Origin of the sequence: Fibrobacter sp. (assembly GCF_017545445.1) — a bacterium.
Classification (GTDB): Bacteria; Fibrobacterota; Fibrobacteria; order Fibrobacterales; family Fibrobacteraceae; genus Fibrobacter.
On sequence record NZ_JAFWOM010000136.1, the window covers coordinates 16,923 to 34,916 of the forward strand.

Here is a 17,994-nt window from a genome sequence, read left to right on the forward strand (position 1 = left end):
AGTAATTTATTAATGGGCTTGATTGAAATAGAACGCTCTTGTAATGTGAAAAAAATCTTGCAATGTGAAAAAGCCCCCGATGCAGAATCGGGAGCTGAAACAAAGTGCGATTGAATATTATTTGATCACGACTTTTCTGTATGTGTCAAAAACTGTCCACTTCTTGAAGAATCCCTCGCGACCTGTTTCGCCTGCTTCGGCATATTCGCGGAGGAGTCGCGACACGTCTTCGTCGGAGTGCACCTTGATTTCAAAGCCACGTCCGTTGATGACCGGGAAACCGTCGTAGAGATACTCGTTTGCAGCCGTGATTTCGGCAATGCGCTTGCCGCGCACCTTGACGGCGGTGCTGTCGCGCAAAATGATGATGTCGAAATCGTCGGGGTAGTGGTAGCTTTCGCCTGTGGTGGGAATTTCGTCGCCAACTGTGTAGTGTTGCTTTACGGGTTGCTGTTTTACGACAGAGAGCGTTGCTGTATCGTAGAAAAATTCTTCAAAAATTTCTCCTCGACCATGGCGCTCGCCTTGCACAAAGGCTGCCTTTTCGTTGGATTGAAGTTGCTTTTCGTAGAGCCCTTCAACAACGCCGCAAGCGGCTGTTGCATGCGTTACGATGTCAATGAGAATGAGCTCGCCAAGCGTTTTGTGCTTTTCAAAAAGATCAACGACAATGGCTTCGGCGAAAACAAGTTCGCAGACGGCAATCCCGTTTTTGGAAATGCTTTCTGTTTCTAAGTGTGCGCCTGTGTTCACGTCAATGGCATAGTCGATTTTCGTGAGTGTTCCAGGAATAATCTTTGTCCCGATTTTGACGAGGTAGTCTTTGCCTAGCGAAAGCGGCTCGTCATCCATCCACAAAAGTGACGCCTTGATTTTCTTGTAGCTACCGATGCTTGCATCTCTAGCGAGCACGCAACCTCTCGATACGTCAACTTCACGGTCTAGCGTAATCGTGACCGGTTCGCCAGCGTGGGCTTCTTCGACATTCCTGTTTGTGTAGAGAATGCTTTTGACGGATGCTTTCTCGTAGCTCGGAAGAGACTTGATGACATCTCCGACGCGAATCGTTCCGGATTCAATCTGTCCTTGAAATCCACGGAATGTACGGTTGGGGCGGCTCACTCGCTGCACGGGCATGTAAAATCCCTTTTCTTGCGCGGAGCTTGATGTATCGACATTTTCAAGGTATTCAAGCAATGCGGGGCCTTGATACCATGCAATGTTTTTCGATTTGATGGTAACGTTGTCGCCTTCTGTTGCCGAAAGCGGAATAACTTGTATGTTGCTCAGGGAATGAGTCTGTGCAAGTTCTGCGATTTGTACCTTGATTTTGTTGAATACATCTTCGCTGTAACCTACAAGGTCCATCTTATTTACAGCAAAGACAAAGTAACGGATACCCATGAGTTTGCAAATGCGGGCGTGACGGCGAGTCTGCACAAGTACGCCTTGCGACGCGTCCACAAGAATCACGGAGAGGTCTGCAAAAGATGCTCCCACCGCCATGTTGCGTGTATATTCTTCGTGCCCCGGCGTATCGGCTACAATAAAACTGCGATGATCCGTAGTGAAATAGCGGTACGCGACATCGATGGTAATGCCCTGCTCGCGTTCTGCCATCAGACCGTCAAGCAAAAGGGAATAGTCGATTTTTCCGCTGCGGCTACCTACCTTGCTATCGAGTTCCAAAGCCTTTTCCTGGTCGGTGTAAAGCAATTTGGAATCGTAAAGAATATGCCCGATGAGTGTAGATTTTCCATCATCTACTGAGCCGCATGTAATAAACTTCAACAAACCTTTCATTAGAAATATCCCTCCCTCTTGCGGCGTTCCATGCTGCCAGCGGCTTCGTTGTCAATCACGCGGGATGTGCGTTCTGAGGATACTGCGCTCAATGTTTCGTCAATGATTTCGTCAAGCGTCGTGGCGGTCGATTCAATGCCGCCCGTGAGCGGGTAGCAACCGAGTGTGCGGAAACGTACCGACTTGATTTCGGGCGTTTCGCCTTCGCGCAGCGGGAAGCGTTCGTCATCCACCATGATGATGTTGCCGTCGCGCACCACAACCGGGCGCGGTGCCGCAAAGTAAAGCGGTACGATATCAATCTTTTCGCGTTTGATGTACTGCCAGATGTCCTTTTCGGTCCAGTTCGAAATCGGGAAAACGCGGATGCTTTCGCCCTTGTTGATCTTGGTGTTGTAAAGCTTCCACATTTCAGGGCGCTGGTTTTTCGGATCCCAGGCGTGGGCAGAATTGCGGAACGAGAAAATTCTCTCCTTCGCGCGGGACTTTTCTTCGTCGCGGCGACCGCCGCCAAAGGCTGCGGTAAAGCCGTACTTGTTCAAAGCCTGCTTCAATGCCTGCGTCTTCATGATGTCGGTGTAGGCGGATCCATGGTCAAAGGGATTGATGCCGCGATCAACGCCGTCCTGGTTGATGTATTCCAACATCTCGATGCCGAGTTTTTGCGCCGTGCGGTCGCGGAACTCGATCATCTCGCGGAACTTCCACGTGGTGTTCACGTGCAAGAACGGGAAAGGTGGCTTTTCAGGGTAAAAGGCCTTCATAGCCAAATGCAACATGACGGAACTGTCCTTGCCAATGGAATACAACATCACAGGCTTTTCGCATTCTGCGGCGACTTCGCGAATGATGTAGATGGCTTCGGCTTCCAGCTCGTCGAGGTGAGAAAATTCGCTCAAATTAAATCTCCTGTGAAATTCCGGATTAAGCCCGGAATAACGTTTGGTGAAACTCCTAGTATTTGTTCGATTCCTTGGGGTCGATATCGATAGTCTTGACGCTTCCGTCGTTCAGTTCAAAGAACCAACGCACGATATCGTTCTTTTCGCCCTTGACTTTTTCGGTATGCACCTTGCAGCCCTTGCCTCCGATGTCTTCGCCGAGGAAGAAGCTGATGGCGTGAACCGGACATTCCTTGATGCACGAGGTGCAACCCCAGCAATCTTTGGGGTACTTGATAAACGCTTTTTTATTTTCGTTTATCTTGATTAACGTGCCGGGGCAAACGTCGTGGCAGCGCTTGCATCCAATGCACTTGCCTTGATCAATGATGATGCTCATAGTTCTTTTGCCCTTCTGCGGTGAGTTCGCGCAAGATGATTTTAATTTGTCCGTTTTCGAGACGGGAATTGACGTACTTGCGGAAATTTATGTTGTCCTTTTCGGGGTAGTCGGTGTTTTCGGCAAAGCTGTGCCAGCGAGTCTCGTGACGCGCGGCCAAGTGCTCAATTACGCTCTTGCAGACCGTGAGGCGTTCCTTTAGCTCGTAGATGTACATGACTTCTTGCAAGTCGGTGGCGCTAAGCTTGCCCGTAAGGCTTTCGATTTCGTCAATTTTTTCTTTGGCGATATTGAGCTGCTTTTCGGTATAGCCGTAGCCTGTCGTGATTCCGCCTGCATATTCGTCCATGGCGATTTGCATGGCTTCTTCAAGTTGCTCTGTCGTGTACAGCGAATTTTTCTGTGATAGATATGTTTCGATTTCTGCGACGTGGCTTGCGATTTCGGCTTCTTTGATGGTTGCTTCGGCAGGCTCAGCAACCTTAAATCGTGCATCAGGTCCCTGAGCTGGTTGATGAGTTTGTCGAATCAGCCGAAGGGCCGACAAACTCTCTATATATTCCACGGCACTCTTCGCTGCAATCTCGCCTTCGGCAAGGGCCCCCGTCACATACTTTTGCGGAGCGCCTCCTGCTACATCGCCTGCAGCGTAAAGCCCGTCAATTGTCGTTGCGCGTCTGGTATCGACCCAGTAACCGCTTGCGGTATGGCCGCCCACGATGTAGGGTTCCGTACCTTCAATTTCGACATTCGCCTTCGACGGCGTGTTGTTTTCAATCCAGCGAATCGTCTGCGACGGCGCCATGTTCAGGTAAGCCTTCAAAAGCGATTCTTCCTGCTCGGGCGTAATCCCGACGGTGCGCAAGTAGCATGGCCCGCGGCCTTCCAAGTTTTCCGCCACAGTTCCGTAAACGCGTTCCGATGTAGAAATACCATACTTCGTCTCGTAAACTTCGCCGAGAGCGTTCACCTGCTTGGCACCCACGCCCTGCGCGAGCGTCCCCGTCGGGGCAATCGTGTCCTTGCAACGCAGCGCAATAAATCGCATCTCGAAAGTCGTCATCTCGGCTCCGTGACGGATACCCATCGCGTAGCCTGCACCCGTGTTGAACGGCGGGTACCACATCTTGTGCCGCGAAAATCCCGGATTATTCGGGCGGTAAAGCCCGGACGCACCGCCTGTCGCGACAATCACGGCATCTGCCTCGATGGCATAGAAAGTGTCGTTCTCTATTCCGAATCCGAAAGCACCGTCAATCTTGTTGTCGTGAACGGAAAAATCGAAAATGTTCACGTGGTTCAACACCTGAACGTTCGGGGCCTTCGCGACAGCCGCCGCCAAAATCGGCTTGATGTTCTCGCCGTTGATTTTGATGTTACGGTTCCCGCGAGTCACATACTTGCCGTCCTTGTCTTTCAAGATGACAAGCCCCAGCTTTTCCAAGTGTGCCGTGACCTCGTTGAACTTCTCGGAAATGCTATACAGCAAATCCTCGCGGACGATTCCGTCGGCATCCTTCTTCGCGTAATCCACGTAATCCTTGGGCGTGCGGCCTTCGGTAATGTAGGCGTTCAACGCGTTTACGCCAGCGGCAAGGCAACCGCTCCGCTTGATATTCGCTTTTTCGACGACGAGTATCTTGAAGCCGGCACCTTTATTTTCTGCGGCATTTAACGTGGCGTTATTTGCAACATCCCGTATTCCAGCGGCTGTAATCGCTGCATAACATCCAGCCGTTCCGCCGCCAATAATCAGCAAGCCTGTCTTTATTTTTTCAATTTTCATTTTTGTGCTTTTGGCTAGCTATGACTGGGAACGGATTAACCGTTATACACGTCCTGGATTTTCTTTGCAAAAACGTCGCGACCGACGCGGTCGATCGTGTACTTGAAACGTTCACCGCTCTTTCCGTTGTCTGCAAAGAACTGGATGGCTGCATCGCAAATGTCCAAGAGCTTCTGCTTGTCTTCCACAAACGGAATAATCGTTTCGCCCTTGTTGATGTTGTTGCCAAAGAGGCCGCCAAACGATACAATGTAGCCGTGAATGTGGCTCCACGCGTCAGTGGGGCAGGACTTGTAGCAACGACCGCAGTAATTGCATTTTTCCTTGTCGAAAATGACTTTCTTGTTATCAATCTTGATGGCCTCTTTACGACAGACCTTTGCGCAAAGCCCGCAACCAATGCATTTGTTCTCAAGCCAATCCACCTTGATTGCGCCCTTGATGCCTACGTCGTTTTCTTCGGCCTTGAGGCAGTTGTTCTGGCAGCCCGTCACGCCAAATTTGAACTTGTGCGGAAGTTCTCGTGCAAAGTAGCGGTCGTCAAGTTCCTTGGCGATAGCGTATGTGTCAATGCAACCGCTCGGGCAAACAGCTTCGCCCTGGCATGCCGTAATGGTACGCACACGTGCGCCGCAAACGCCGGGTTCTACGCCACCCTCGGCAAGCGCGTTTTTCACATCGTCAATATTTTCAAGCTTGATAAACGGAATTTCGACGCTCTGTCTCGAAGTCAAGTGAGCGTAACCTTCGCCAAATTTTTCAGCGACTTCGGCGATTTTGGCTAGCTGTGTTGCAGTGAGGTTTCCGCCAACAACGCGAACGCGCAGCGAAAAATTGTTCTTCTGCTTTTGGCGCATCCAGCCGCCCTTTTTGAGTGTAGAGTAATCAACTGCCATAGAATGTCTCCCATTTTTTGCATGCAAATATAGAATGGGGGAGTGCTCATGTCCAATACTTAATAAATATCACGTATGATAAAATTAATTTATTAGTAATCTAAATTTGTAAGGTGGTTTGCTGTTATAAAAATTTCTGATAACGGATAATTGAAATTTTGTATTGGACGCAGTAAAATATCAATTCTATAATTGCAGTTGAAAATAGAAACGATGAAGGCCTATCCATGTCCGATGTGAAAAGATTTTCTGCGAAAGATTTTTTTAAGATTGATTTGGAAAACTCAACATTGCTCGATGTTCGTGAACCGGGCGAAGTGCTTGTGCGGCCCGTGAATGGCGCTATCCAGATTCCTTTTTTTTGAACTTTCGAAAAAAATTGACTCTATTCCGAAGGATAAACCTGTTTATGTTTTTTGTTCGACGGGAGATCGTTCTGAACAGGTCTCAGAAATTCTTGTCGATCGCGATTTTGACGCGTATAATGTGGAGGGCGGTCTTAATGCTGTTCCCAAAATCCATTTCGTCGATGCAAAGGGATTGTGTTGTCCTGGGCCGATTGTAAAAGTGAACGATGTTATTCGCGATGCTTTTGTCGGTGATGAATTTCATGTGGAAGCGACGGAAAAAGCATTTGCGCTTGATGTCAAAACTTGGTGCGAACGGACGGGAAATCTATTGAAATCGCTCGATGAAAAAGATGGCGTGATTTATGCGACAATCGTCAAGCAAAATGCACCCGTTCCTGAAAAAATAGAATTTGAACACGCCAAGACTTTTGTCGTTTTCAGTGGCGATTTGGATAAGGCTATTGCGTCGTTCATTATGGCGAATGGCGCTGCTGCAATGGGTCGCCCGGTGACGATGTTCTTTACGTTTTGGGGTGTGAGTCTTTTGCGTAGGCCCGAAAAAGTTCGCGTCAAAAAAACGTTTATCGGAAAAATATTTAGCTTTATGCTCCCGCGAGGTTCCAAAAAGCTAGGGCTTTCTCGCATGAATTTTGGCGGAATCGGTGCGAAGATGATTCGTGCCGTGATGAAGCAGAACGGCGTTTCTTCACTTGAAGAACTGATTGAAAGTGCAAGGCGAAAAGGCGTAAAATTTGTCGCATGTCAAATGTCAATGGAACTGATGGGGATTAAGCCCGAAGAGCTGATTGACGGCGTTGAACTCGGTGGTGTCGCGACAATGCTCGGCTCCACTGAAAAATCGGACTTGACCTACTTTATTTAGCGAATTTGGTCAAAAATGGCGCCGTCGGCAAAGTGCTTGGCTTGTGCTTTATCCCAACCGCCAAAATGCTCAATCGTGATCAGATTGACATTCTGATCGAATTCTTTGTACTCGTCAAGAATCGCCTTGTTTGTCGGACGGTAATGATGCCTTGCCGCAACATGCTGCACTTCGTCAGAGTATAGATAATTTAGGTATTCCGTCGCAAGTTTGCGCGTGTTGCGTTTGTCTACAATCTTATCTACAATCGCGACAGAAGGCTCTGCCAAAACGCTCACACTCGGCATCACGATTTCGTAATCCTTGGGGTAGTCCTTGAGCGAAAGGAAAGCCTCGTTTTCCCAAGAAAGCAGCACATCGCCCTTGCGTTTTTCAATGAATGTATTTGTTGAACCGCGTGCGCCCGAAGCGAGGTCAAGAACATTTTGATAAAGCTTCTTCATGAAACCTTTGACTTGCTCCTCATCTCCGTTGAACTGCTTTTCTGCATAAGCCCAAGCCGCGAGATAATTCCAGCGCGCACCGCCCGAAGTCTTGGGATCTGGCGTGATGATGCCGATGCCATCCTTGACGAGATCGTTCCAGTCCCTGATTTTCTTGGGATTCCCCTTGCGCACGAGAAACACAATCGTCGAAGTGTAAGGAGCGCTGTTGCGCGGAAATTCCTTGACCTAGCCGTTTTCAATAAGCCCTGCGTCACGGACGATGTTCACGTCGTATTCCAGCGCGAGCGTGACCACATCCGCTTCAAGCCCATTCACCACCTCATGCGCCTGCTTGCCCGAACCGCCATGAAACTGCGTAATTTTCACATCCTTGCCGGTCGCCTCTTTCCAATGCTTCATAAAAATATGATTGTAATTGGAATAGAATTCACGCGTCGGGTCGTAAGACGCGTTGACAAGCGTGTTGTTCTCAATCTCGGGAGCCTTTTCCGAACTGCAACCGAAAAAACAACCCGCGCCCGCCACCAGCGCCACTGCAAAAACTGTCTTGAAAAAATGCAGATTCATAGTGAAATTCCTTCTTATTGAGAATGATCGTAAAATTTTATTGGCAATATGAAATTATTTTATAAAAAGGGGGATGAATCCCCCTGGTTCGCACTTCGTTGCTCTCCACCTCCTCTGCGGGGCTCAGACGCCGCCCCGCAACGCCTGGCTTGCCCGCCCAACCCACCCCTTTTATGCAAAGGGGGATAGTGCATGTGTCAGCTACCCATTTTTAGGACTGGTTTAAAGTATACAAAATCACCCTGTTCTCATCAACCGATACTCCATTGGAGCGAGGTTGTTTAAGGAGTCGTGGGGTCTTTCGTTGTTGTAGTAATCCGTCCACTTTTCGGTAATTTCCCTTACATCATCTAAAGTCCTGAAAATATAGGCGTCAAGAACAGCCCTTCGGTACGATCCGTTAAACCGTTCGATGTAGCTGTTCTGAGTCGGACACCCGGGCTGCGTGTACAAAATTTTGATTCCGTTCCCATCGCACCAATCTTGAAATTTATGCGAAATGAATTCCGGACCGTTGTCGCAGCGAATGTTGCTCGGCTTGCCTTTCTCCCAAATGATTTCCTCCATGAATCGAATCAAGCGGGATGCCGGTATGGAATGCGCAACCTTCTGTGCAACGGCCACACGGTCGCTGTCGTCGATGACGTTGAGTACGCGGAACTTGCGGTTGCTTTGCAAAACGTCAGTAACGAAGTCCATCGACCAGGTGACATTTTCCTGGTCCGGTGTCACGAGCGGATTCTTGACTCGGGCTGGCAAGCGTTTGCGCAACGGCTTTCGCTTGTTGAAATGAATCGCCTCGTAGACGCGGTGGACCTTCTTATGGTTCCACGGATGCCCATCCTTGCGAATCAGCCTGAATATTTTCCAGAAGCCGTCGTTGGCAGCCTCGGCCTTCTGCCGTATCGCAGCCTCGACTTCGGAATCGTCCTTGGTTGATTCGTAGTAGAAGTATGACTTGTGGATGCCCATCAATCTGCACGCCCGAGTAATGCTGATGTCGTGGTCCTCTGCTATTTCGCCCACAATTTCCTTGCGGGCCTCGGGCGTCAGAGTTTTTTTTCGATAACCTCGCGGAGAATCTCGTTATCCAGGGCGAGATTGGCGTACATCTTCTTGAGCTTGGCGTTTTCTTCTTCGAGTTCCTTCAGTTTCTTAAGCTGGCTAACCTCGAGACCGCCGTACTTCCGTTTCCATTGATAGAGCGTGGCTCTGGAAACGTTGAGTCGCCTGCAGATTTCATCTGCAGACACCCCAGCTTCAAGTTCGTTTACGCTTTTGACGATTTCCGATTCGGAATGAGTCAGTTTCTTCATGGCTGTTCCTTTGCTACCAAAGGTAGCATTTTGACGCAGGCGGAATTGCCTTTTGTCTAGTTATGAACAGTCCTAATTATGGGGAAGCTTACACATGAATTTCAAAGAAATCTTAAAATTTCTTTTTTTTTGAATATCGGTTTTTCCGCATGGAAAAATCGGCTTAATGATTATCTCGGTCCTAAGAACTTATCACCGTTAAGATGAATCATATGCTCAGGCATATCAGCAATCCATACTTCTGTGTCCCACGCCAAATCTGATGCAAATCTTTTATAGGTTGCAAAATCTAAGAATGCGGTCACAAAGATTTTTCCTGCGGTAACATTCTTGGTCAAGTCGCCAAGTTCAACAATTCTCTTTGGATCCATTGGTCCGACAGATGTAACAGCCTCTACAAAGAAAATCCAGTTCTTTTTCGCGTCATAAAGGACGACATCTGGCATTTTGTCGTGTAGTGTAATTGTAAAGCCAAGCTTCTTTAGAGTTTCAACGTCCTTCACCAAATCTTTCTCGGTAGTATCGCCCACATATAGACATTTGGAGTTTGGTGCAAATCTAGGTGCAAAATCTTCGATAATCGCTTTTTGCAGCTTGTTGTGTTTGCCTGGCGAAAGAGTTAACTGCAATCCATTCACAGATAGGGCTTGTTTTTGCTTGTCTTTCTTTGAAGCGTAAATATGCTTGAGTGAATCATGCTTTTTCAAAAATTTTTTGACAGATTCTTCCGAGCCGTTTGCTTTTAAGACTTCTAAAAATTCTTCTGTCAGTCGATAGCGGTAATTAGGGCTGTTCGTTGCTAATCCATTATCTTCAACAAATGCTGCTGTTCTAAAATGATGAAGTGCATTTTTACGAACGGTTTCGCGTGTGTTTTCTGCGTATGGGGTTTCACGATAGAACATGTTGATAAAACTCATCATGTCATGAATGCGTATCCATTCGTTTTTCGCGTCTTTCCACTTGCTGTCTGGGTAAATTTTACCCATGACAAGTAATACATAACAGCATAAATCGTTTTGCTGCTTTTCAGGAACGCCTAGAGATATTAAAATATTGCGAATTTTTTCAACGTTGTTCATGCACAGGCCTCCTGAAGAATTTCATCGCAGTTCTCTTCTGAAAAATCTTTACTTTTTATAAGCTTTCTGCCCATTTCTTGAATCTGAATCAGGTTCGGAATAGGCATAGAATTTACTTCGGTTGAATTGACCTGGGTTGAACCATTCAAAATTCTATAGTAAGAATCATAAAGAGTTGAATTGAACAATACGTACAGTCCATAAACTGTGCATTCAGAAAGTTCTTCTTCGCCATCTATGAAGTTAATCTTATTTTGTGTGCTTATAAATTGATACCCAGGGAATTTTCGTTTTAAGTAGATTCCGCTTTGCAATCTGCGTTTTTCTTCTTTGGAGGTAAATCGTTTTACGAAAAGGTAATTTCTATTCTTTTGCAGCAGGCTTTGTTTTTCGTTGGATACGAATTCATGTTCAATTCCCGCAGGGAATGAAACTTTTCCTTCTTTGATGTGGCGGCTGTAGAATAGGGGAACATTATTTTCAGATTTTTCTGATTCGAGTAACTCAGGAACACGAAAATCAACAACCAAGCCAGTTTTCATTTTCATTCCTAAGCTCGGTAATGTGTTTCCGAAAGAACTAATTGTCTTTAAGACTTTCAGGTTTTCTTTGTTTGCTGGCAAATAAACGTAATTGGTCAATGGGGACACAACTGTATCGTATGGAGCCTCGAAATGATGTATTTTGCTAAAATCGCCATTTCCATTTGTTGTTGAAATAGTAACCTTTGGAGAATGATTTTGTTGCTTTTTCAACTTGAAAATCATCGTTTCTTGCAAAACGGATTCCTTGTCAAACACATCGGTTCTGCTTTCAAATAAGTGTATTCGTTCTAACGAAGAGTTGCTGATTAAATATCTTCTAAAACTTTCAAAATAGGCTCCCGATGTCCAAGAGCGGGGCGTAATGTAAACCATTTGCCCGTTTTCTTTAAGATTGAAAATTCCCATCGCAGCAAACAGGAAATACAAATTGGGGGCTCCATGACAAACTTCTGGCATTGCCAAAGCCTCTGGGGCATCCTTCGATATTTTCTTGTAGGGCGGATTACCGATAACCAAGTCGTATTTCTTCGTTTCCGAAGCAAAAAGATTTCCATTGAAAGAATCTCTTTGGGAGAGGATATAATTGTCTTCAATGATTTCGTAAGAAAACTTCTTGTATTCCTTTTTTACCAATTCAAGGTTAGACTTGAGTAACGGCAAAACATGTGGATCGTTTTCATAGCACACAACTTCAACTTTTACCGAAGAATCTTGTTGCAAAATTCTTTCTGCAATCGAAATTGCCAAAATGCCGGAACCTGCCCCCGCATCTAAAATGGAAACACTCTTTTTTAAACCTGCCAAATCAAATAATGACGACATAAAACGAGCTGTTTCGATACTCGTAAAAAATTGCCCGTACTCTTTTCTCAAAGTTTTGGGCATCTGTGATATGAAGTCATTTGTTTTTTGACAGATGATGTTTAGCATAATTCAAAAATACATAAAATAAAAGTCAGTAAAATGACAAACTGAGACATTCTGCTTGTTTCAGTGGCTTAATTAATAACGTACACTAGTGCAAATTGAAAAATGGTAAGAAAAAAAACTCAATTTCGTGTAGTTGGCTCTCTTGGTTTATTGACTAGAAATATATATCTTACTCTGCTATGGATCTCAAAACTGCTTTACCCTTCATTCTCGATTACTACAATCGCGAAGTCTATCAGATGATTAGCCCAAAGTATGGCTGTTCAGCTATGGACGCTTACAAAAAATCATGTTTTCGAAGATGTACGAGATGCTTTGCAATCCAGAACTCCAAATGTGGGAAGCTAAATCCAAACAAAGGCTCTTGTTTTGACTTTTAATCCTTTTAAACCGGTAAAATGTTTGGATTTTTACGAAAATGACTGATTTAAATGTTTGGATTTTAACAAAATTCGATAGTCTAAAACAGTAGGTGTGGTATTGTTGAATATTTTCGGACTTGCAAAAGGTGTGGACAAAAGTTCCTCACTTCACAATCCCAATGGCGCAATACAATAGCGAGAGTCCCATAAGTGTATAGAATATTCTGTGGTGCTTTTTGAAAAGCCCTTGCAGTAAAACGCCTGCGAAAAGCCACGCCAAATTGCAGATGGGGCCTGTAAGCGGCAATAGTATGCCGAACAGCAGCAAGTGCGGAAAATCTTGGTGGTAGGGGAGAATGTAGGTTGTGATTGCCGTGAGGCAGAACACCATGATTTTAACGTTCGTGAGTTGCACGAAAAGACCTGTGCGGAAACTACCGGTTGTGCGGCTGTTGCGGATTTCTTCGAGTGGCTTGAACGCTTGAATTAAAAGGCTGATTGCCAAATATGCAATGTAAATTGCTCCGACGAAAGCAAATACTCGGATGAAATTTTCAAATGCACTACTGATAAAATAAACTATAAAAACAGATATTAGCGAGACGATTGTGTATCCGGTGAAAAGTCCGTACCACTGCTTTATGGCGGTGCTTTTCCCGCTCCCCATCGCTACTGAGAGTGAACAGAGGTTCGCGGGTCCCGGTGTAATTCCCGAGACGAATGCGTATAGTAAAAAAGAAAGTGCTACTTCTAATGACACTAAGCGACCTGTTCGGTGATTATTCGTCCTTGCTTTCTACAGCCCACGTGAAGCCTGCGTTTTCGATTTGGCGGAATGTGGCTTCTAGGCTTTGGCCGCCTTCGGTGAGATAACCAGATGCGAAAATGGAATCGGCGACTTTGAACAGTTCCTTCTCGTGTCCCTTGAAATAGACTTCTCGACCTGCTGCACAGCGAATGTCCGATTTAGGGAGCAACAGACGTGCAAGGCAGAGAATTTTGATGCCGTATTCGAATGTGAGACCAGAAATATCGCGGTTGGCGAGGCGAGTTCCTTTTACCGGCAACAAAAAGTTTATGGGAACGGATTCTGGATTGATGGCGACCAAGTCGAAAAGCATATCGACCACGTCTTCTTTGGATTCGCCCATGCCGATGATTCCGCCGCAGCAAATTTCAAAGCCGATGCTTTGCAACATGCGAATGTTTTGGATGCGGCGCTCGTATGTGTGGGTGCTGCAAATCTCGGGGTAAAAACGGCGGCTCGTATTCAAGTTGTGGTTGATACGGTCGAGGCCTGCAGCCTTTAAAATGCGGGCTTGATGTTCCGTCAAGAATCCAATGGAACAGCAAATATGCGTGCCCGATTTTTTCATGTGCGCAATGCGTTCGGCGAGTTCTTCGATTTCTTTGTCTGTGAAACCCATGCCCGAAAGCCCGATGCAATGCCTGGATAGGTGAAATTCTTCGACAAGATTGTTGTCGCCGTAAAGCTTTTCGTCCGAGACGCTTTTGTACTTTTCGATGGGCGCTTCGGAATCGCGAGATTGGGCGCAATAGGCACAATTTTGGGTGCAGTTGCCGCTACGGACGTTCGTCAAAAGCTGGATGTTGACACTGTTGCCTTTGTACTTCGTGCGCAACTTGAATGCGGTTTCAATTAGCAAATCTAGCTGATTGTCAGGAAAATTCAGAATCTGCAAACATTCTTCGCGAGTAAGTGTTTTACTTTCATCCCAATCCTTCGTCAGATAATCTATAATTGCCATTTTTTAAACCGTCGTTGTGCTTGTTGAATTTTTGTGACAAATATAAAAGCCAAGTGGGAACTTGGCTAATACAAAAAAGCTATGACTTGCGGTGGAGTTTTTCCAGAAAACGGGCACTTAATGATGGTGATGGCCTTCGTGCATGGAATCCATGTGGTGCGTGGGGGCTTGTACTTCTGAAAACGATTTCGCTTTGGGTTTGTAGCCTGCGATTCCCGGGTCAACCATTCCAAAAATCATGGCGATGTGAGAAAGCACAAGGAATGCCGCAAGTAGAAGAATAGCGTATGTCGTTCTTTTCTGTTCAATAACTTTGCGGAATAAAAGCTTCAAGTTCAAAAGGGCGAGCAATATCATCGGGATGCCCGCGAGGATATAAGAGAATATGGCTACGACATCAATCCAAGTTCTGAATTCACCAGCAGTTGCTAGCGGAATAATGACATTTGGAATAAAATAGATTATGATTCCTACAAATGCAAGCCCGGCTAGAACACCCGCAATGTGATTCACTTTGGAAAGCATCGGGTACGCATTTGGCGATTTGAGCAGGAACAATTCCGTTATGGCGATTGTCTCTGCGAGAATGACAGGAATTGCCATGAAGAGAATCAGATTCCAGGGAGAATTCTGCATCAGCAGATCCATATAGTGGGTCGAGTACATGTTGTATCCTCTTTGTTATTGGTTTGACATATTCCCCATCTCGTGCAGTAATGTACAAAATGAACTTCTCAAAAGTGTTATTGAAAATTTCGATACCCGACAATCAAATAGTGTAATTTTTTTACACATATTTTGAAAGCGTTTTGACATCGTTTCCGCTCCACGTATAGAGCGCGAGCATGGGTTCGTTTTCGGTTTGCATGGAATGAATATGATTGGATGGATGCAATACAAATTCACCGGGACCGCGTACTTTTGAAATCCCGTCTAGTGTCCAAATGGCGTGTCCAGATAAAATAACGTAAAGTTCTGTGGCGGGGTGCAAGTGGGAGGGGTAAAAGGTGTTTTTGCCGAGGAGCGTAAAGCCGAAACAAAAATGCTCATCGTGGTAGGGGGCTTCCGGGCCGAGAATTTCTCCCCATCCCATTTGATCGGCTAAATCAGGCATGTCGGGCCGCGGCTCGTAATTGTATTTCCATGGCAAATAGGGGAGGGCGGGTTCTAGTGCTTTTAGCAAATCCGCTGTTTCGGGGGTGCCGTGCTTGATGGCTTCTTCGATATAGCGGACTAACGGCGAATCGCTTTTCTCGAATTTTCCAACAGGCTTGGGGATGTCACGGACTGCAAAATTGGCCGCTTCGAGCCCGATTTTATCGTCTATTTTTGCTCTCTTGAAAAGAAACTTTTGGGATTCCTCAATTAAATTTTGAATAACGTTTTTCATAGCATCCCTATTCTACACTTGATTTTAATACGGCAACGGTATGGCCGATGATTTCGCCTTTTTTGAATGCTTCGTATGCGGCGGTTGCGGTAAGCTTTACGGAATCGAGAGTTTTTTCAATTTCAAAAGCCCGTTTGCCGGAATCCTTGACAGAAATGTTTGCAAATGCTTTTTGCAAGTCTTCAGCGCGGTAGAATCTGAACGGGCCGAGGCCAGCTTTTTCTTGCGCGACGTATCCCGAAATCACATCTTCCGGCTCGGCTTGGACTTTCCAGGAATACGTGAAAATTTCAGAACGGAGTCCGGCGAGTTCGCCAAGCTTGATGAAGGCATTGAGCGGAACGCGGCCTCCGAGCGTCGAATAGACAGCCCCATTTTCGGCTAAGTAATCGCGTGCTTGCTTGAGTGCCAAGTAATGCAAGTCGAGCATTTGTTCATGCACAAATTCGGGAATAGCCTCTTCGCGTTTTTCCAAGTAATGCCCGCTGTTGCGTTTGTCTTCAATTTTTGTATTGCTTGCAAGCGGAACGTTGGGGAGGTTCTCGTAAATCACATCGAAATTACGCTTGCCGTTTTGGAGCGGTTGCAAAAGATCGCCGTTGCCGAATTCAAATTCGATTTTGGAGGTCTCTTTGATATTGCTTCGAACGTTCTGTGCCGCGGCTGCAACAACGCTTCTTTGCAAATCCGTGAAGCCTACGCGTTTTGCTCCCAAAAGTTCAATGCCGGTCAACACGTCAATGCCGGATCCAGTGCCTATGGAAACGAATGAATCAATGTCGTGGCCCAGCTTTTCGCGGATTAGCTTGAATGCAGGGGCTGCAATGTAGGCGACCCAGTCGCTTTTGATATCTTCTGTTTTCGGCAGGTAGGCGTGATCGGCAACTTCAATCGAAAGATAATCTTTGATGTGTTTTGCCGCACTGTTCAATGCAAGGTATTTATTGACATCTACAACTATACTCATTACTTACCGCCTTTGGTGCTTGCTGCAATAGTTTGTTCAAAATCTGCAATGATGTCGCGGGGATCTTCGATGCCCACGGATACGCGAATCATATCGTCAGGGATGCCTGCGGCGAGCCTGTCTTTTGGCGAAAGCTGCGAATGCGTGCTTGTCGCCGGGTGCAAAACGCTTGTGCGGGCGTCGCCCACGTGAACGACGAGGGCGGCGACTTTCAATGCTTTGACGAAGGAACGGATGGCGGCTCTGCCACCTTTGAGGCCGAAGGTGAGCACACCGCTGCCGCCTTGATAATCAAAGTATTTGCGGATACGCTTGAAATTCGGGCTAGATTTGAGTCCTGGATAGCTGACCCAATTCACGGCGGGGTGCTTGGACAAAAATTCAGCCAATGCGAGTGCGTTGTTGCTGTGTTGCGGCATTCGCAAATGGAGCGTTTCTAGGCCCAAATTCAAAAGGAATGCGTTGAACGGGCTTAATGCGGCTCCGAAATCGCGCAAAAATTGAGCACGTGCTTTCGCGATAAATGCGGCTCTGCCAAATTTTTGAGTATAGGAAGTGTTTGCGTATTGCGCGTCAGGTTCCACGAGGTCCGGGAACTTTCCGTTTTCCCAGTTGTAATTACCGCCGTCAATGACGACACCGCCGAGTGCAACGGCATGTCCGTCGATGTACTTTGTTGCTGAATGAATGACGACGTTTGCACCGAGTTTCAAAGGCTTCACGAGGAATGGCGTTGCGAGCGTGTTATCGACGAGGAATGGAACGTCAAATTCCTTGGCGAGCTTGGAGAACTTTTCAAAGTCCAAAATGCCCAAGGCGGGGTTGCCAATCGTTTCGCCGAAAATGAGCTTGGTGTTCGGGCGGAATGCTTTGCGAAGTTCTGCGATGGAATCTTCCGGGTTGATGAACGTCGTTTCAATGCCGAGCTTGGAAAGTCGCACGCTGAGCAATGTGTAGCTGCCGCCGTAAATGGTCTTGCTGGCAACAATATGGTCGCCTGCTTTCACGAGGTTCGAAATCGCGAGGAGGACTGCTGCTTGTCCCGAAGCGGTCGCGACAGCTCCCACGCCGCCTTCGAGTTCCGTAATCTTGCTTTCGAATGCCGCAACGGTCGGGTTTCCTGTGCGGGTGTATTTGTTGCCCGATTGCTTGAGCGCAAAGAGTCGTTCCACTTCATCGACGTCTTCGTACTTGTACGTCGTGGATTGAAAAATCGGGAGCACGCGCGGCTCGCCAATCTTGGGTTTCCAGCCAGCCTGTAAACACTTTGTTGCAAAATTCCATGTGCTCGGATCGGTAACGTTTGCTATATTCTTTGCAGATTCAATTTTCTTTTTAGATGAAGTCTTTGTCATTTTTAAACTCCTCTTTAGCAAAATATTTGCTCTTAAATTTTTCTATTTGTTCGACGAAAATATAGAACGGAACTATTACCTTGTCCAATACTAAATTAATATGGTGAGTTATAGAATTAATTTATTAGTGATATAAAACACTCGCCTTGCACGTCATTCCGAACGTAGTGAGGAATCCAGTGACTTCTTGTCTATCGAAATAAGTAATCATTAGCAATTAGAAAAATTTATAGCTCGCTGCATATTGCGTTTCAAAGCACGAAAAA

Annotated in this window: 17 protein-coding genes and 1 pseudogene; 2 read left to right on the plus strand and 16 right to left on the minus strand. The window is 46.3% G+C overall.

Annotated features, from left to right (window positions below; translation table 11 throughout):
• Positions 1–117 precede the first annotated feature (117 nt).
• Genes IKG78_RS15170 through IKG78_RS15190 form a run of 5 tightly spaced genes read right to left on the minus strand, consistent with a single transcriptional unit; the run spans position 118 to position 5,766 of the window.
• Complete coding sequence (locus IKG78_RS15170) at positions 118–1,803, minus strand: GTP-binding protein (protein WP_290944992.1); 1,686 nt, start codon at positions 1,801–1,803, stop codon at positions 118–120.
• On the minus strand, positions 1,803–2,702 hold the full coding sequence (gene cysD / locus IKG78_RS15175) for a sulfate adenylyltransferase subunit CysD (RefSeq protein ID WP_290944994.1): 900 nt from the start codon (positions 2,700–2,702) through the stop codon (positions 1,803–1,805). Before cysD ends, IKG78_RS15170 begins: the two co-directional genes overlap by 1 nt.
• Before the next feature lie 55 nt (positions 2,703–2,757).
• Complete coding sequence (locus IKG78_RS15180) at positions 2,758–3,084, minus strand: ferredoxin family protein (RefSeq protein WP_290944996.1); 327 nt, start codon at positions 3,082–3,084, stop codon at positions 2,758–2,760.
• Positions 3,068–4,870 (minus strand): adenylyl-sulfate reductase subunit alpha, encoded by a 1,803-nt coding sequence (locus IKG78_RS15185; protein WP_290944999.1) that lies wholly within the window; start codon positions 4,868–4,870, stop codon positions 3,068–3,070. Before IKG78_RS15185 ends, IKG78_RS15180 begins: the two co-directional genes overlap by 17 nt.
• A 35-nt stretch (positions 4,871–4,905) precedes the next feature.
• Positions 4,906–5,766: a 4Fe-4S binding protein gene (locus tag IKG78_RS15190; RefSeq protein WP_290945001.1), complete on the minus strand. Its 861-nt coding sequence runs from the start codon at positions 5,764–5,766 to the stop codon at positions 4,906–4,908.
• Positions 5,767–5,993: 227 nt separating this feature from the next.
• Here IKG78_RS15190 and IKG78_RS15195 point away from each other — a divergent pair, with 227 nt between their 5' ends.
• Together IKG78_RS15195 and IKG78_RS15200 are read left to right on the plus strand one after the other, a co-directional pair.
• Positions 5,994–6,131, plus strand: coding sequence for a hypothetical protein (locus tag IKG78_RS15195; protein ID WP_290945003.1), 138 nt, complete (start codon positions 5,994–5,996; stop codon positions 6,129–6,131).
• Positions 6,103–6,999 carry a DsrE/DsrF/DrsH-like family protein gene (locus IKG78_RS15200; RefSeq protein WP_290945005.1) on the plus strand — a complete coding sequence of 299 codons (897 nt, stop codon included), beginning with the start codon at positions 6,103–6,105 and terminating at the stop codon, positions 6,997–6,999. The genes IKG78_RS15195 and IKG78_RS15200 overlap by 29 nt, the downstream gene beginning before the upstream one ends.
• On the opposite strand, the pseudogene IKG78_RS15205 reads toward IKG78_RS15200, so the two are convergent.
• The 11 genes and pseudogenes from IKG78_RS15205 to IKG78_RS15260 all read right to left on the minus strand — a co-directional run bounded on the left by IKG78_RS15205 (position 6,996) and on the right by IKG78_RS15260 (position 17,728).
• Positions 6,996–8,012 (minus strand): annotated as a pseudogene (locus IKG78_RS15205) (sulfate ABC transporter substrate-binding protein). The gene IKG78_RS15200 and the pseudogene IKG78_RS15205 overlap by 4 nt on opposite strands.
• Positions 8,013–8,249: 237 nt before the next feature.
• A complete protein-coding gene (locus tag IKG78_RS15215; RefSeq protein ID WP_158223265.1) occupies positions 8,250–9,038 on the minus strand; it encodes an IS3 family transposase in 789 nt (262 codons plus the stop codon).
• A 23-nt stretch (positions 9,039–9,061) separates the two neighbouring features.
• A complete protein-coding gene (locus IKG78_RS15220) occupies positions 9,062–9,328 on the minus strand; it encodes a transposase (protein ID WP_073058387.1) in 267 nt (88 codons plus the stop codon).
• Positions 9,329–9,498: 170 nt separating this feature from the next.
• Positions 9,499–10,410 carry a BsuBI/PstI family type II restriction endonuclease gene (locus tag IKG78_RS15225; RefSeq protein ID WP_290945009.1) on the minus strand — a complete coding sequence of 304 codons (912 nt, stop codon included), beginning with the start codon at positions 10,408–10,410 and terminating at the stop codon, positions 9,499–9,501.
• A complete protein-coding gene (locus IKG78_RS15230) occupies positions 10,407–11,885 on the minus strand; it encodes an N-6 DNA methylase (protein WP_290945011.1) in 1,479 nt (492 codons plus the stop codon). The genes IKG78_RS15225 and IKG78_RS15230 overlap by 4 nt, the downstream gene beginning before the upstream one ends.
• A 525-nt stretch (positions 11,886–12,410) precedes the next feature.
• Positions 12,411–13,007 (minus strand): LysE family transporter, encoded by a 597-nt coding sequence (locus IKG78_RS15235; protein ID WP_290945013.1) that lies wholly within the window; start codon positions 13,005–13,007, stop codon positions 12,411–12,413.
• 19 nt (positions 13,008–13,026) lie between these two features.
• A complete protein-coding gene (bioB, locus tag IKG78_RS15240; RefSeq protein WP_290945015.1) occupies positions 13,027–14,016 on the minus strand; it encodes a biotin synthase BioB in 990 nt (329 codons plus the stop codon).
• A gap of 117 nt (positions 14,017–14,133) precedes the next feature.
• Positions 14,134–14,682 carry a DUF6803 family protein gene (locus tag IKG78_RS15245; protein WP_366075599.1) on the minus strand — a complete coding sequence of 183 codons (549 nt, stop codon included), beginning with the start codon at positions 14,680–14,682 and terminating at the stop codon, positions 14,134–14,136.
• Positions 14,683–14,803: 121 nt separating this feature from the next.
• Positions 14,804–15,406 (minus strand): dimethylsulfonioproprionate lyase family protein, encoded by a 603-nt coding sequence (locus IKG78_RS15250; RefSeq protein WP_290945019.1) that lies wholly within the window; start codon positions 15,404–15,406, stop codon positions 14,804–14,806.
• A 7-nt stretch (positions 15,407–15,413) separates the two neighbouring features.
• Positions 15,414–16,373: a 50S ribosomal protein L11 methyltransferase gene (locus tag IKG78_RS15255; RefSeq protein WP_290945022.1), complete on the minus strand. Its 960-nt coding sequence runs from the start codon at positions 16,371–16,373 to the stop codon at positions 15,414–15,416.
• Complete coding sequence (locus IKG78_RS15260; protein WP_290945024.1) at positions 16,373–17,728, minus strand: O-acetylhomoserine aminocarboxypropyltransferase/cysteine synthase family protein; 1,356 nt, start codon at positions 17,726–17,728, stop codon at positions 16,373–16,375. The genes IKG78_RS15255 and IKG78_RS15260 overlap by 1 nt, the downstream gene beginning before the upstream one ends.
• Between the last annotated feature and the right edge of the window lie 266 nt (positions 17,729–17,994).